The organism is Duganella sp. BJB1802 (genome assembly GCF_013369445.1).
Taxonomy (GTDB): domain Bacteria; phylum Pseudomonadota; class Gammaproteobacteria; order Burkholderiales; family Burkholderiaceae_D; genus Rugamonas; species Rugamonas vulcania_A.
Genome location: NZ_JABWEF010000013.1, coordinates 83,616 through 97,607, shown reverse-complemented (window position 1 = coordinate 97,607; position 13,992 = coordinate 83,616). Strand labels below are relative to the sequence as shown.

The window sequence follows — 13,992 nt, the reverse complement described above, 5'->3', positions numbered from 1 at the left end:
CCGTTATCGAAGAGCAATGTTTGGTCACTTCGACTCCCTGACTTTCGGTGCATCTTCGGTTTGCAGTCGTAACACAGCGGTATGGCATTGCTCTCGGTTTTTACGTTTTTAATCGGGAGTTTGTATGGTATTGCAAGAAAAAATCGGCGTGCGCTCCGTGCGTATCGCCCTGAGCGTGCTGACCGGTACGGTACTGATCGCTGGCCAGGCCTTCGCAGACGAGGCTATCCAGAAAGTTGAAATCACCGGCTCGAGCATCAAGCGCATCGCCGTCGAAGGCGCGTTGCCAGTGCAGCGCCTGTCGCAGGAACAAATCGCCAAGACCGGCGCCACCACCGTCGCCGACCTGATCCAATCGCTGCCTGCGATGCAGGGCTTCAGCATCGCCGCCACCGCCGCCGGCTCCAACTCGGGCGGCATCGTGTCCGCCTCGATTCACAACATCGGCGAGAGCTACACCCTGGTCCTGCTGGACGGCCGCCGCATCGCGCCGACCGGCTCGGGCAGCACCATCAACCTGAACTCGATCCCGATGAGCGCGGTCGAGCGCGTCGAGATCCTGACCGACGGCGCCTCCGCCCTGTACGGCTCGGACGCGATCGCCGGCGTGATCAACTTCATCCTGAAGAAAAACGCCCAGGGCGGCACCGTCGACGCCACCTGGTCGCAGCCGACCAGCGGCCGTCCGGGCCAGTCGTACAACACCAGCCTGACCTACGGCTTCGGCGACCTGCAGGAAGACCGCTTCAACATCCTGGCGACCTACCGCCACGACGAGCAGAGCCCGGTCAAGGCCACCGACCGCTCGTTCGCGTCGACCTCGTACATCCCGTTCAACTACAACGGCCACAACTACATCTACGACCGCACCAGCCCTGCGGCCGCGCCGGCCAACGTCGGCGTGACCTTCAACAAGGGCCTGGCGCCGATCGGCTTCAGCCCCTACCTGGCGCAGAACGGCAGCTGCCCGAAGCAGACCTACGTGAGCCTGAACAACACGGCCGACACCCGCAACTGCTCGTTCGACTCCACCCCGGCGGTGGAAATCTCGCCGCAGAACAAGCGTGACAGCTTCTTCTCCAAGGCCCAGTACAAGGCCAGCGACGACATCACCGTGTTCGCCGAAATGGCGCTGTCGCGCCTGGACCTGACCGCGCGCATCGCGCAGAACATCGCGCCGTTCACCATCGCGCCCGGTTCGGACCGCTACAACACCTACGTGCTGCCATACCTGACGCCTGAGCAGGCGGCCAACGTCAAGCAGGTGTCGGGCAGCTACCGCACCTACGACTGGGGCACCCGCGACAGCCAGACCGTGACCGACGCCCAGCACCTGGTCATCGGCGCGGACGGCGAGATCGGCGCCTGGAGCTTCGGCACCGGCCTGACCTGGTCGCGCAACAAGCTCGACGAGCGCTATGTCGGCGGCTACGCGCTGACCAAGGAATTCAAGGACATGTTGGCCACCAACGCCTTCAATCCGTTCGCGCCGATCGGCAACCAGAGCGACGCCACCAAGGCGCAGATCGCCAACTCGATCTTCCACGGTTCGATCCGCGAAGCGTCGACCACGCTCAAGGGCGTGGACGCGCACGGTTCGCGCGAAGTGTTCACGCTGCCGGGCGGCGCCGCCAACCTGGGTATCGGCGCCGACTACCGCGAGTACGCCTACCAGCAGACCCCGTCGGCCGCCGCGGCCAGCGGCATGGTCTACAACCTGAGTTCGCCAGCCGCGTACGACATGAAGCGCGCCTCGTACGGCGTATTCGGCGAGCTGCTGGCGCCGGTGACCAAGGAGCTGGAAGTGACCCTGGCCGGCCGCTACGACAGCATCGACGGCGTCGACAACCTGCTGGCGCACCGCAAGATGGGCGAGACCCAGTCGGCCAGCACCTACAAGGTGTCGGCCCGCTGGCAGCCTGCCAAGACGTTGCTGTTCCGCGGCTCCTACGGCACCGGCTTCAAGGCGCCGAGCATGCTCGACATCGGCCAGCCGCTGGTCAGCGCCGGCGTGACCGCCAACAGCTACGCCTGCCCGTTCCCGGGCACCGACATGTGCCGTCCTGGCAATGTGCAGTACAACGTGCTGTCCGGCGGCAACGAGCAGTTGAAGCCTGAGCGTTCCAAGCAGTACTCGATCGGTTTCCGCGTCGAGCCGAGCCCGTCGTTCTCGTTCGGCGCCGACCTGTGGGACGTGAAGATCACCGACGCCGTGTCGTCGATCAGCGAGCAGCAGATCTTCGCCAACCCGGCCAAGTTCCGCGACCTGTTCAGCACCTTCACCGAGCCGTCGACCGGCAACACCTACTGGGCGATGAAGCGTCTGTCGATCAACATCGGCAAGACCCACAACCAGGGTATCGACTATGACCTGGTGGGCCGCCAGAAGTTCTCGTTCGGCCAGCTGACCGCCAACCTGAACGGCACCTACCTGATGAAGTCGGACTACACCCGTCCGGGCACCGACGGCGACTGGACCAGCGACCTGAACTTCTTCGGCGTCGACAACAGCGTCGCCTTCCGCCACATCGTGCGCGCCGGGCTGACGCTGGACACCGGCAAGCTGAGCAACACGCTGAGCGCCAACTACCGCAACGGCTACCGCGACGCGCAAGCGACCGTGCGCAACGTCGACAGCGGCAAGGACGAGAGCATCCGTCTGTGGGTGCCGTCGTACCTGACGTTCGACTGGCAGGGCAAGCTGACGCTGACCAAGACCGCCTCGATCCGCATGGGCGTGAAGAACCTGCTGGACCGCGAACCGCCGCTGTCGCTGCGCGCCTCGTCGGGCCACCAGGTCGGCTTCGATCCGCGCTACACCGACCAGATCGGCCGCACGGTCTACCTGACCGGCACGCTGGCGTTCTAAGTTGCTGAAGTAAGTGGGAAAGCCCTGACCGGTTGTTGTGGTCAGGGCTTTTTTTTATTCGGCGTTCGCCTGTTCGAGGCCGCGCGCCAGGCTGGAGATGCTGGGGTTGTCGATGAACACGCAGCGCTTGCCGTTGCGCTTGCAGTAGTCCTTGACCCGCCAGTAGGCGCTGTGGCTGATGCAGCCGGTCTGGCAGATCACCAGGTCGGCCGCGGCCAGGCTGGCGTCGAGGCGGTTGGCGTTGTCCTCCAGGCCGCCGTCGTGGTGGGCGAACTGCGCGCCTTCGCGCTCGATCAGCTCGCGATAGGTGGCGACGTTGCCGCTGCGTCCGCCCACGCACAGCACCGCGCGGTCGTTCAAGCTCAGCGGCATCCGCATCACGTGCTCGACGACCTGGCGCGTTTCCTCCGGCGCCGGCGCCGGGTCGGCCGCCGTGCGCGCCTTCGCCAGGTCCAGCTTCAGCTCGGCGATCTGGTTGCGCATGCCGCGTTCGCGTTCCTCCATCTGCATCAGCCGCTCGGCCAGCCGGGCGCGGCTCTCCAGGCCGGGGATGGATTCGCGCAACTGTTCCAGCTCGGCCCTGAGCGAATCGATCATGCTGTCCTTGCCGACCGACTGCGCGCGCAGCTGCATCAGCTGCGCCGCGTGCCGTTCGCCGTCCGCGCTCTTGTCGGCCAGCAGGGCGGCGGCGCGCTGCTGGGCCTTGGACAGCTCGTGCGCCAGGCGCGCGTTGTCGGCCAGCGTGGCGTTGAACTTGTTGATGTCGGCGCGCACGCAGGCGCCGGCCTGGTGCTGCACCATGTGCAGGTCGCGGCACATCTGTTCTTCCAGCTCGGCGTTGCAGCGCGGATGCGTCAGGCCGGCCCAGAAGGCGCCGGCGACGTCGCCGTTGGCCACGGCCGCGCGCCACAGCGCGGCCACGTCGGCGGTGCTCCTGGCGGCGCGAAAGCGCAGCAGCACGGCGGCGTAGCGGCGCTCGAGCTCCTTTTGCAGCGCCTCCGACAGGCGGTTGCGGCTGCCGCACTCGGTGACGGCGCCGACATGCACCTCGTAATCGTCGGCCAGCACCTTGCCCGACGTGACCTTGTCCACCAGCTTGCGCAGCACGCCCAGCGGGAAGCCGACGCCGACCAGCGGGCAGTGGCAGGCATGGCCGAGCTCCCACAGCCGGCGGCGGCGCGAGGCGTGGGCCTGGTCCAGCGCCTGCGCCACATTGACGATGACGGGCTTGACCACCTGCTGTTCGGCGCGGCGCGGCGGCGCCAGCGCGCCGGCCACCTGCGGCATGGCGGCGGCGATGATGGCCGCCAGCGGATCGTGTTTTTCGCACATGGGCGCGCTCCCTACGCGGCGGCCGGCGCGGTGCGGGCGCGCGCCATGATGCGGCTGAGGAAGTTGCTTTTTTCCTGGGCGTGCAGGTTGCGCTCGACCACGGCGGCCCACTGCTCGGACAGCTGCTGGCAGGTGGCGCTGAGCACCGGCGCCAGCTCGGGCAGGCCGGCCAGCGCCTTCAGGTGGCGTTCGATCACCGAGGCCAGCTTGACGCAGCCGCCGGCGTCGTCGCTGCCGGCGGTGTAGTGCGACATCAGATGCAGCACGGCGGACAGCATCAGTTCTGGATTGTGTCCGCCGTGCGACGGGGCGAGGAAAATCGGATTGCTACGGTCTATGGCCATCAAACGCTCCTGGGATCGGTGGAGAGTCTGGCTGGCTACGGCTGGCTACTCGGGGAGGGGGAGGGCGCGCTGGCGCCCTGGTTCACGCACAGTGAACGGTGTCCGTCATGCGGTCAGGATCAGCTTGTTGAGCTGGGTGATGCGCAGGCGGTAGATGCGGCCCGAATGTTCGATCTCGACTTCGCGGCCATCGCCCATCAGGCTGGCGCTGGTGATGCGCTTGGTCGGCACGGCGGCCGGCGCGGCCACGACGGCGGCGGCGTGGATGGCGGGTGGGGTGGCTGGCAGGGTCGTGCTCATCTTCGGGGCTCCTTAATAAGAATGATTCGTATTTGCATTCATTATTGTGGAAGCACGGAAGGAATGCAAGCGTTATTTAGGAGTTATTGACCGCGGGGCCGGCGCGGACAAAAAAAGGCCCGGCTGGAGAAACCGGGCCCAAGCTGGGTACGGGAGGTGGTTACAGCGCGGCCAGCAACTGGGCGGGCGCGACGTTGTCTTCGCCCTTGGCCTTGGCGGCGGCCTGTTGCTTGGCGCGGGTGCGCGAGGGCGGCAGGCGGCGCAGGGTTTTGAGCGCCTCCGGATCCTTGATGCCGATGGTGCGCTGGTCCACGCTGATCAGGCCGATCTCGTTGAAGGCCGACAGCGTGCGGCTGACCGTCTCCAGCGTCAGGCCCAGGTAGCTGCCGATCTCGTGGCGCGTCATGCGCAGGTTGAACAGCTTGCTGGAATAGCCCATCTGGGCGAAGCGCTCGGCCAGGGACACCAGGAAGCGCGCCACGCGCGCCTCGGCGCTGAGCGCGCCCAGCATGCCGATCATGGCCTGCTCGCGCACCAGCTCGCGGCTCATGACGCCGTACATCATGTTTTCCAGCTCCAGGTGGATGCGGCCCAGCGCGGTCAGCTTCTTGAACGGCAGCAGGATCAGGTCGCAGTCGGACAATGCCACGGCCTCGGAGGAATAATGGCGGGTGTGGATGCCGTCCACGCCCAGCATGTCGCCCTTCATCGGGAAGCTGAGCACCTGCTCGTTGCCGAACTCGTCGATGAGCACCGTCTTCAGGAAGCCGGAGTTGACGATGTACAGCGTGTCGAACGGCTGGCCGATGGTGTGGATGCGCTGGCCGGTCTTGAACTGCACGTGCTGGAACAGCAGCTCCTCGTTGCTGATCGAGCAGGCCGCCGGGATGTGCAGCAGGTCGCAGACTTCCTTCAGGTTGGACCAGAGCCGCCCCTGGCGCTGACGGCCCGCCTCCATCGAGGAGGACTGCATCGTGGCAGTGGTGGCCGGGCGAATTTCAGACGCTTGCATAGACAGCATGTTGATCTCCTGTGTACAGGGTACGGCTTTGAGAAAGGACGGGAACTGGACGAGGCCGCGCTGCTTGGTTTCCTGTTCTGGTGTGGCACGGCATCATGCTGCGATGTGTAGCCATGCAGCATGAATCGTATGGTTTCAGTATGCCAACGCGGGGGGGAGATAGATATCAGCAATGGCTGAATCTGCGCGTAGGAGGGAGCGCAGCATTGTAGGAGTTGTCCTAATGGCGGACGGCCGGATCAGGTCTTGAAGGGAGATAACAAACGGTGCGCGACGGCATATTGCACCATTTCTGAGAGGGAACTCATGCCCATTTTCTGCATGATGCGGGTTTTGTGGGTGCTGACGGTCTTGACGCTAAGATGCAAGCTGTTGGCGATTTCCGTGATCGATTTTCCGGCCACGAGTAGCGAAAAAACCTCAAATTCGCGGTCCGACAGCTGTTTATGCAACAGGCTCTCGTTGGGCATCATGATGTTGAGCGCCAGTTGCTCGGCCACCTCGGTGCTGATGTAGGGGCGGCCGGAGGCGACCTTGCGGATCGCGCCGACCAGCTGGGTGCCGGCGCTCTCCTTGGTCAGGTAGCCCTGGGCGCCGGCGCGGATGGCGCGCACCGCGTACTGTTCCTCCTCGTGCATGGTGAGGATCAGGATGGCGAGCTTGGGCGCCTCCGCCTTGATCTGGCGGATCAGGTCGACCCCGCTGCGGCCGGGCATGGACAAGTCCAGCAGCAGCAAGTCGAACCCGCCCTGGCGCACGTGGCCCAGCACTTCGAAGCCGTCGATGGCCTCGCCTACGATGTCGATGTCGGGCGCGCCGTCGAGGATGCGCTTGAGACCCTCGCGCATGATGGTGTGGTCGTCGGCGATGACAATTCGGATCATAGAGATGCTTAAAAAAAGTGACTAAAAGTAAGTTTTATTATTTTTGAACTAATCTTGTGATCTTACTATAAAAAAGCATCAATCCCGCTTTTTATTTGCTGCCGGGTTCCTTGATCAGGCGGTGCACCAGCACCGGTGTTTTCGCATGCGACAACACCTTGTTGGTCACACTGCCCAGCAACAGCTGGCCCCAGCCGCTGCGGCCGTGCGACCCCATGAAGATCAGGTCGCAATGGTGTTTTTCCGCCACATCGACGATCTTCAGCGCCGCGCTTTCCGCGAACGCGGTCAGCGCCTCGCACGGCACGCCGCGCTTGGCGCAGGAATCGACCACGTCCTGCGTGTGCTCCTTGCCGGCGCGCAGCATCGCGGCGCGGTATTCGTCCTCGCTGGGGTAGCTGGGCGGGATGATCTCGACATAGATCGGGTACTGGTATTCCGGCGCCACGAACAGCACCAGCACCTCGGCCTTCATCTGCTCGGCGAAGGCCACCCCGGCGCAGGCGGTTTTGCTGGAAACGGCGGAACCGTCGGTGGTGATCAGGATTTTGCGGTACATGATGAACCTCCTTTTAAAACCAGCTGGCTGCTCTTAATTGTAGTCCCGATTTACATTATTGTTAGTATGGAAAGACTTGATGCTTATCAAATAAAAGCGCTTTACGCTGGGACGCGCTTGTGGCCTTTCCTACTTTTTACCTGCTTTTTTTGCACGGTGGCACTACTTTTGTGTCTCAAAGCGTGTTTTGTCTATCTAACCAATGTTAGTATCACCAAATACAACGGAACTTGGCTTGGACCCGGAGCGCAGGGCAGGCGACCCCACTCTGGGATTGAATAATCTGGCTGTGCCCTGATACACTCGGGTAAGTGCGTTATATTGCCGAGCGTCATCACAAGCAAGCAATTTTAGGGCAGCAATTTTACAAATTATGGAGAAGCAGGGATTATGACCAACGCCGCTGACGATTTCGACGCACTATTTGACGAGGTGTCTGCCCAGAGCAAGACCGCAGCGCCTGCTCCAGCGCCTGCTGCCGCTGCGGAAGACGATTTGGAAAGCCTGTTCGACGAAGTGGCGTCGGCCCGTCCGGCGGACGTGGTGGCAGCCGCCCCCGCGCCGGCTCCCTCAGCCGCCTTGGCCGCCGCGGCCGATGGCGCGGTCGACGGCGAAGACAAGCCCATGTTCGAACGCCTGGGCGGCATCGTGCGCCTGCTGCACGATTCGCTGCGCGAACTGGGCTACGACAAGGCGCTGACCGAAGCGTCGTCGCAGATCAACGATGCCCAGGACCGCCTCGAATACGTCGCCACCCTGACCGAACAAGCCGCCAACAAGGTGCTCAACACCCTGGACGAGGGCATGCCGGAGCAGGACACGCTGTCGAAGAAATCCAAGGAAATGGAAACCCGCTGGGCCGACCTGTTCGCCGGCAAGCTGAGCCTGGACCAGTTCAAGCAACTGGCCGGCGACTCGCAGGCGTTCGCCGTGGCCGTGTCGGCCGCCACCGAGGCCGAGAAGGCCCGCCTGCTGGAGATCATGATGGCCCAGGACTTCCAGGACATCACCGGCCAGCTGATCAAGAAAGTCGTGAACATCACCAAGACGGTGGAGCACGAACTGGCAGAACTGCTGCGCGACAACGCGCCGCCGGCGGTACGCGAGAAAATCGCGCAAAAAGAGGTGAGCCTGATGCAAGGCCCTTCGGCTCCGGCCGTTGCCCTGAACCAGGACAATGTCGACGACCTGCTTGCTGATCTGGGATTCTAATGGACGATATGCTCAAGGATTTCGTCGTCGAGGCGATGGATCTTGCGGTCAACGTTGAAGAGCATCTGCTGCGGCTCGAACGCGACCCGGACAATAAGGAAACGCTCAACGCGGTGTTCCGCTCCTTCCACACCATCAAGGGCGGGGCCGGTTTCATGGGCCTGCCGGCGCTGGTGGCGGCCTGCCACCTGACCGAGAACCTGTTCGACGCGCTGCGCACCGGCGCCGCGCCGGTGACGCCGATCGCGATCGAGGCGGCGCTGCAGGCGTCGGGCTTCGTGGCCGACCAGCTCGCTGAGCTGAGCAACGGCGCCGAGCCGGACAGCCTGCCGGCCATGCCCAAGGATCTGGAAGTCATCCTGACCGACGCCATCGAAGGCAAGACCACGGCCGCGCCGCCTAAAGCCGCCGCGCCAGCCCCGGCCCCGGCCGCCGCTGCGCCGGTTGCGGCCGCTGCGGCAGCGCCTGCCGCCGCGCCATCCGCCGACGGCCTGGACTGGGAAGGCATGTACGAAGCCGTGATGCCGCCCGGTAGCTACACCAAGCCTGCGGCCGCCGCGCCGGCCGCGTCGGCGCCGATCCCGGCCGCCGAGCTGGCCGCCGTCGTGGCCGCCGTGCAGGTCGCCAACCCGGCCACGTCGCCGGCCAAGCGCGAAGCGGCCGAGAAGCGCGAAGAGCGTCCGCACGCCGCGCCGGCCAAGGAGGAATCGATCCGGGTCGACGCCGTCAAGCTGGACGCGCTGCTGGAAGTGGCCGGCGAATCGGTGCAGGCCGCCAACCAGGCCGCCGTGCTGCTGGAACGCCTGTTGCAGTTCAAGTTCGAGGGCCAGGCCCAGACGCTGATGGCGACGCTGGCCGAAACGCTGGAACGCGCCTCGCGCTACTCCACCGAGCTGCAGCGCGCCACCTTGGCGACCCGCATGCAGCCGGTCGGCCGCCTGTTCCAGAAGTTCCCGCGCCTGGTGCGCGAGCTGGCCAAGGACCTGGGCAAGGACGTCGAGCTGACCATCGAAGGCGCGGAGACCGAAGTCGACCGCGTGGTGGTGGACAGCCTGTACGATCCGCTGGTGCACATGCTGCGCAACTCGCTGGACCACGGCGTCGAATCGCCGGAAGACCGGCTGGCGGCGGGCAAGCCGGCCAAGTCGTATATCTCGCTCAAAGCATGGCAGGAAGCAAATAGCGTTATGATTGTGCTTCAGGACGACGGCAAGGGCATGGATCCGGTGGTGCTGCGCACCAAGGCCCAGCAAAAAGGCCTGATCTCCGAATCGGTGCAGCTGACCAACGACGAATGCTTCCAGCTGGTATTCTTGCCGGGCTTCTCGACCAAGGAAGTCGCGTCCAGCGTGTCCGGGCGCGGCGTCGGCATGGACGTGGTGAAGACCGCCGTGGAGAAGAACCGCGGCGCCATCCACATCGAATCGTCGCTGGGCAAGGGCACCAAGTTCGCCATCCGCCTGCCGATCGAGCTGTCGATCGTGCCGACCATGCTGGTGTCGACCTCGGGCGCCGCGCTGGCGCTGCCGATGGCCGTGGTGCAGCGCGTGGTCGAGCTGCCGGAAGTGTTCATGGAAGTGGGCGGCGCGCCGGTGCTGAAGGACCAGGGGCGTCCGCTGCCGGTCCGTTCGCTGGCCGATTCGCTGGGCTACGAGAGCTGCCGCGAGAAGGTGGGGATTGTTGTCGCCGCGCCACAGCCGTACATCCTGGCGGTGGAAGCGGTCGACGGCACGGCCGACCTGGTGATTAAACCGATGACCGCGATTAGCGTCGAGGGCATCACCGGCACCGCGCGTTCGGCCGAAGGCGAACTGGTGCTAGTGGTGGGCCTATCGTTCCTAATGGACGGATGTCGAGGTAGTGTACGCATGGCGGCTTAGTCTCAGCACTGGGCCAGATAGACCAAAAGCCTGCGTCCACGCAGGCTTTTTTTTATTCGCATTTTTATACGCAATACAAGATTTTTCAAAAGGAGTCATAAAAAGTGTATCGGTAGGCGGAACCGCATCGGCTCACGAGGCCGGACAGCGGCGGCCGCTACCGCATTGCACAATATGGCATAATCGAAGTGGATCACTCACACAGGCAGTAGCAGTACTCATAAATCATGATGAAGACGCTTTACGACAAACTCTGGGAATCCCACGTGGTGAAGGCCGAGGAAGACGGCACCACCATCCTCTACATCGACCGCCACCTGGTGCACGAAGTCACCAGCCCGCAGGCCTTCGACGGCCTGCGCGCCGCCGGCCGCGCGCCGTGGCGCGTGTCCGCCAACCTGGCGGTGGCCGACCACAACGTGCCGACCACCGGCCGCGCCGACGGCATCGCCGACCCGGTCTCGCGCCTGCAGGTCGAAACGCTGGACAAGAACGCCAAGTCCTACGGCCTGACGTACTTCAACATGAACGACAAGCGCCAGGGCATCGTCCACGTGATCGGGCCGGAGCAGGGCGCGACCCTGCCGGGCATGACCGTGGTCTGCGGCGACTCGCACACCTCCACCCACGGCGCGTTCGGCGCGCTGGCGCACGGCATCGGCACCTCGGAAGTGGAGCACGTGCTGGCCACCCAGACGCTGCTGCAGAAGAAATCCAAGGCCATGCTGGTGCAGGTCGACGGCGCGCTGCCGGCCGGCGTGACCGCCAAGGACGTGGTGCTGGCCATCATCGGCAAGATCGGCACCGCCGGCGGCACCGGCTACTGCATCGAGTTCGGCGGATCGACCATCCGCGCGCTGTCGATGGAAGGCCGGATGACGGTCTGTAACATGGCGATCGAGGCGGGCGCGCGCGCCGGCATCATCGGCGTCGACGACGTCACCATCAACTATGTCAAGGGTCGCCCGTTCTCGCCGGTGGGCCCGCACTGGGACCGCGCGGTCGACTACTGGCGCACGCTGCATTCCGACGCCGGCGCCAAGTTCGACCTGGTGGTCACGCTCAACGCCGCCGAGATCAAGCCGCAGGTCACCTGGGGCACGTCGCCGGAGATGGTGACCTCGATCGACGGCCGCGTGCCGGACCCGGACCTGGAAAAGGACGCCGTCAAGCGCGACGCCATCGAAAAGGCGCTGGTCTACATGAACCTCAAACCGAACATGGCGATCGAGGACATCCGCATCGACAAGGTCTTCATCGGCTCCTGCACCAACTCGCGCATCGAGGACCTGCGCGCCGCCGCCGAGGTGGTGCGCGGCAAGCACCGCGCCTCCAACGTCAAGCTGGCGATGGTGGTGCCGGGCTCCGGCTTGGTGAAGGACCAGGCCGAGAAGGAAGGCCTGGACCGCATCTTCAAGGACGCCGGCTTCGAATGGCGCGACCCGGGCTGCTCGATGTGCCTGGCCATGAACGCCGACCGCCTGGAACCGGGCGAGCGCTGCGCCTCCACCTCCAACCGCAATTTTGAAGGACGCCAAGGCCAGGGCGGACGCACCCATCTGGTGTCTCCCGCCATGGCGGCGGCAGCCGGTATCGCCGGCCACTTTGTCGACGTGCGTTCGCTGCGTTGATGTCTTAACCATCCCGAGAGACCCCACATGAAAAAACTATTCGCCCTGTCCATCATCGCGCTGATCCTGACCGGTTGCAACACCGTCAACGGCTTCGGCAAGGACGTCAAGAAGGTCGGTGAGTCGCTGGAAGGCGCCTCGACCAAAAAATAAACCGCAGCACGGCGGGCCGCGACGGTCCGCCGTCGCACAACCCGAACGAGAATCATGGATAAATTTACGATCTACGAAGGACTGGTGGCCCCGCTGGACCGCGCCAATGTCGACACCGACGCCATCATTCCGAAGCAATTTTTGAAGTCGATTCATCGCACCGGCTTCGGCCCGAACCTGTTCGACGAGTGGCGCTACCTGGACCACGGCGAGCCCGGCCAGGACAACAGCAAGCGTCCGCTCAATCCCGAGTTCGTGCTCAACGAGCCGCGCTACCAGGGCGCCTCGATCCTGCTGACCCGCAAGAACTTCGGCTGCGGCTCCTCGCGCGAGCACGCGCCGTGGGCGCTGGACCAGTACGGCTTCCGAGCGATCATCGCGCCGTCGTTCGCCGACATCTTCTTCAACAACTGCTACAAGAGCGGCTTGTTGCCGATCGTATTGCCTGAAGCGCAGGTTGATCACCTGTTCAATGAAGTCAAGGCCTTCCCCGGTTACCGTCTGGTGGTCGACCTTGAGCAGCAGCGCATCTCCACCAGCAATGGCAGCGTCTCCTATCCCTTCGAGATCGACGCCTTCCGCAAATACTGCCTGATGAACGGGCTCGACGATATCGGCCTGACGCTGCGCCACGCCGACGCTATCCGCGGCTTCGAAGAGCGCCATCTGGCAACCCAACCTTGGTTGGCCAACGTCATCTAATCTCGAAAAACACACATGAAAATCGCTATCCTCCCGGGCGACGGTATCGGCCCGGAAATCATCGCGCAAGCCGTCAAAGTCCTCAACGTGCTGGGCGAACAATTTGAGCTGGAAAGCGCGCCGGTCGGCGGCGCCGGCTACGCCGCCCACGGCCACCCGCTGCCCGAAGGCACGCTGGCGCTGGCCAAGGCGGCCGACGCGGTGCTGTTCGGCGCCGTCGGCGACTACCAGTACGACACGCTGGAGCGCGCGCTGCGTCCCGAGCAGGCGATCCTGGGCCTGCGCAAGAACCTGGGCCTGTTCGCCAACCTGCGTCCGGCCATCCTGTATCCGCAGCTGGCCAACGCCTCGACGCTGAAACCGGAAGTGGTGTCCGGCCTGGACATCCTGATCATCCGCGAACTGACCGGCGACATCTACTTCGGCCAGCCGCGCGGCGTGCGCGAGTGCCCGGACGGCGCCTTCAAGGGCCAGCGCGAGGGCTTCGACACCATGCGCTACGCCGAAGGCGAGATCCGCCGCATCGCCCACGTGGCGTTCCAGGCCGCGCAGAAGCGCGGCAAGCGCCTGACCAGCGTCGACAAGGCCAACGTGCTGGAGACCTTCCAGTTCTGGAAGGACATCGTCACCGACGTGCACAAGGAATATCCGGACGTCGCGCTGGAGCACATGTACGTCGACAACGCCGCGATGCAGCTGGTGCGCGCGCCGAAGAAGTTCGACGTCATCGTCACCGGCAATATGTTCGGCGACATCCTGAGCGACCAGGCGGCCATGCTGACCGGCTCGATCGGCATGCTGCCGTCGGCCTCGCTGGACGCCAACAACAAGGGCCTGTACGAACCATCGCACGGCTCCGCGCCGGACATCGCCGGCAAGGGCATCGCCAATCCGCTGGCGACGATTTTGTCGGCCGCGATGATGCTGCGCTACTCGCTGAACAAGGCCGAACAGGCCGACCGTATCGAGAACGCCGTCAAGCAGGTACTGTCGCAGGGCCTGCGCACCGCCGACATCTACGAAGCCGGCACCACCAAGGTGGGCACGGAGGAGATGGGCAACGCGGTGGTCAAGGCGCTGGCGTAAACAGTATAAATAGTATAAA

General features: G+C 64.4%; 13 protein-coding genes. 7 read left to right on the top strand and 6 right to left on the bottom strand.

Annotated elements, in window-relative coordinates; all coding sequences use genetic code 11:
* Positions 1 to 124 precede the first annotated feature (124 nt).
* Complete coding sequence (locus HUX88_RS20310) at positions 125 to 2,869, top strand: TonB-dependent receptor (RefSeq protein WP_176362931.1); 2,745 nt, start codon at positions 125 to 127, stop codon at positions 2,867 to 2,869.
* 54 nt (positions 2,870 to 2,923) lie between these two features.
* Here the strand turns inward: HUX88_RS20310 and HUX88_RS20305 are convergent, their stop codons facing one another.
* From HUX88_RS20305 to HUX88_RS20280, 6 genes are all read right to left on the bottom strand, one after another.
* Positions 2,924 to 4,201, bottom strand: coding sequence for a DUF2325 domain-containing protein (locus HUX88_RS20305; protein ID WP_176362930.1), 1,278 nt, complete (start codon positions 4,199 to 4,201; stop codon positions 2,924 to 2,926).
* A gap of 11 nt (positions 4,202 to 4,212) precedes the next feature.
* Positions 4,213 to 4,545, bottom strand: a complete 333-nt coding sequence (locus HUX88_RS20300; protein WP_117014882.1) for a hypothetical protein — start codon at positions 4,543 to 4,545, stop codon at positions 4,213 to 4,215.
* A gap of 105 nt (positions 4,546 to 4,650) precedes the next feature.
* A complete protein-coding gene (hemP, locus tag HUX88_RS20295; RefSeq protein WP_176362929.1) occupies positions 4,651 to 4,845 on the bottom strand; it encodes a hemin uptake protein HemP in 195 nt (64 codons plus the stop codon).
* A 160-nt stretch (positions 4,846 to 5,005) separates the two neighbouring features.
* A complete protein-coding gene (locus tag HUX88_RS20290) occupies positions 5,006 to 5,803 on the bottom strand; it encodes a Crp/Fnr family transcriptional regulator (protein ID WP_117015001.1) in 798 nt (265 codons plus the stop codon).
* Between the two features lie 302 nt (positions 5,804 to 6,105).
* Positions 6,106 to 6,750 carry a response regulator transcription factor gene (locus tag HUX88_RS20285; RefSeq protein WP_008450985.1) on the bottom strand — a complete coding sequence of 215 codons (645 nt, stop codon included), beginning with the start codon at positions 6,748 to 6,750 and terminating at the stop codon, positions 6,106 to 6,108.
* A gap of 91 nt (positions 6,751 to 6,841) precedes the next feature.
* Positions 6,842 to 7,309, bottom strand: a complete 468-nt coding sequence (locus tag HUX88_RS20280; RefSeq protein WP_028819635.1) for a universal stress protein — start codon at positions 7,307 to 7,309, stop codon at positions 6,842 to 6,844.
* A 390-nt stretch (positions 7,310 to 7,699) separates the two neighbouring features.
* On the opposite strand from HUX88_RS20280, the gene HUX88_RS20275 reads away from it, so the two are divergent.
* From HUX88_RS20275 to leuB, 6 genes are all read left to right on the top strand, one after another.
* Positions 7,700 to 8,521: a protein phosphatase CheZ gene (locus tag HUX88_RS20275; RefSeq protein WP_176362928.1), complete on the top strand. Its 822-nt coding sequence runs from the start codon at positions 7,700 to 7,702 to the stop codon at positions 8,519 to 8,521.
* Positions 8,521 to 10,401 carry a chemotaxis protein CheA gene (locus HUX88_RS20270; RefSeq protein ID WP_176362927.1) on the top strand — a complete coding sequence of 627 codons (1,881 nt, stop codon included), beginning with the start codon at positions 8,521 to 8,523 and terminating at the stop codon, positions 10,399 to 10,401. Before HUX88_RS20275 ends, HUX88_RS20270 begins: the two co-directional genes overlap by 1 nt.
* 227 nt (positions 10,402 to 10,628) lie before the next feature.
* Positions 10,629 to 12,032 (top strand): 3-isopropylmalate dehydratase large subunit, encoded by a 1,404-nt coding sequence (gene leuC, locus HUX88_RS20265; RefSeq protein ID WP_117014887.1) that lies wholly within the window; start codon positions 10,629 to 10,631, stop codon positions 12,030 to 12,032.
* A 27-nt stretch (positions 12,033 to 12,059) separates the two neighbouring features.
* Complete coding sequence (locus tag HUX88_RS20260; RefSeq protein WP_008450980.1) at positions 12,060 to 12,185, top strand: entericidin A/B family lipoprotein; 126 nt, start codon at positions 12,060 to 12,062, stop codon at positions 12,183 to 12,185.
* Between the two features lie 54 nt (positions 12,186 to 12,239).
* On the top strand, positions 12,240 to 12,887 hold the full coding sequence (leuD, locus tag HUX88_RS20255) for a 3-isopropylmalate dehydratase small subunit (RefSeq protein ID WP_117014888.1): 648 nt from the start codon (positions 12,240 to 12,242) through the stop codon (positions 12,885 to 12,887).
* Positions 12,888 to 12,902: 15 nt separating this feature from the next.
* Positions 12,903 to 13,973 carry a 3-isopropylmalate dehydrogenase gene (leuB, locus tag HUX88_RS20250; RefSeq protein ID WP_176362926.1) on the top strand — a complete coding sequence of 357 codons (1,071 nt, stop codon included), beginning with the start codon at positions 12,903 to 12,905 and terminating at the stop codon, positions 13,971 to 13,973.
* Positions 13,974 to 13,992 lie beyond the last annotated feature (19 nt).

Coding starts and splice junctions, on each gene's coding strand:
- HUX88_RS20285 (WP_008450985.1), bottom strand. CDS start 6,750: ATGATCCGAATTGTCATCGCCGACGACCACACCATCATGCGCGAGGGT.
- leuD (WP_117014888.1), top strand. CDS start 12,240: ATGGATAAATTTACGATCTACGAAGGACTGGTGGCCCCGCTGGACCGC.
- leuB (WP_176362926.1), top strand. CDS start 12,903: ATGAAAATCGCTATCCTCCCGGGCGACGGTATCGGCCCGGAAATCATC.
- leuC (WP_117014887.1), top strand. CDS start 10,629: ATGATGAAGACGCTTTACGACAAACTCTGGGAATCCCACGTGGTGAAG.
- HUX88_RS20300 (WP_117014882.1), bottom strand. CDS start 4,545: ATGGCCATAGACCGTAGCAATCCGATTTTCCTCGCCCCGTCGCACGGC.
- HUX88_RS20270 (WP_176362927.1), top strand. CDS start 8,521: ATGGACGATATGCTCAAGGATTTCGTCGTCGAGGCGATGGATCTTGCG.
- HUX88_RS20290 (WP_117015001.1), bottom strand. CDS start 5,803: ATGGAGGCGGGCCGTCAGCGCCAGGGGCGGCTCTGGTCCAACCTGAAG.
- HUX88_RS20305 (WP_176362930.1), bottom strand. CDS start 4,201: ATGTGCGAAAAACACGATCCGCTGGCGGCCATCATCGCCGCCGCCATG.
- HUX88_RS20280 (WP_028819635.1), bottom strand. CDS start 7,309: ATGTACCGCAAAATCCTGATCACCACCGACGGTTCCGCCGTTTCCAGC.
- HUX88_RS20310 (WP_176362931.1), top strand. CDS start 125: ATGGTATTGCAAGAAAAAATCGGCGTGCGCTCCGTGCGTATCGCCCTG.
- HUX88_RS20275 (WP_176362928.1), top strand. CDS start 7,700: ATGACCAACGCCGCTGACGATTTCGACGCACTATTTGACGAGGTGTCT.
- hemP (WP_176362929.1), bottom strand. CDS start 4,845: ATGAGCACGACCCTGCCAGCCACCCCACCCGCCATCCACGCCGCCGCC.
- HUX88_RS20260 (WP_008450980.1), top strand. CDS start 12,060: ATGAAAAAACTATTCGCCCTGTCCATCATCGCGCTGATCCTGACCGGT.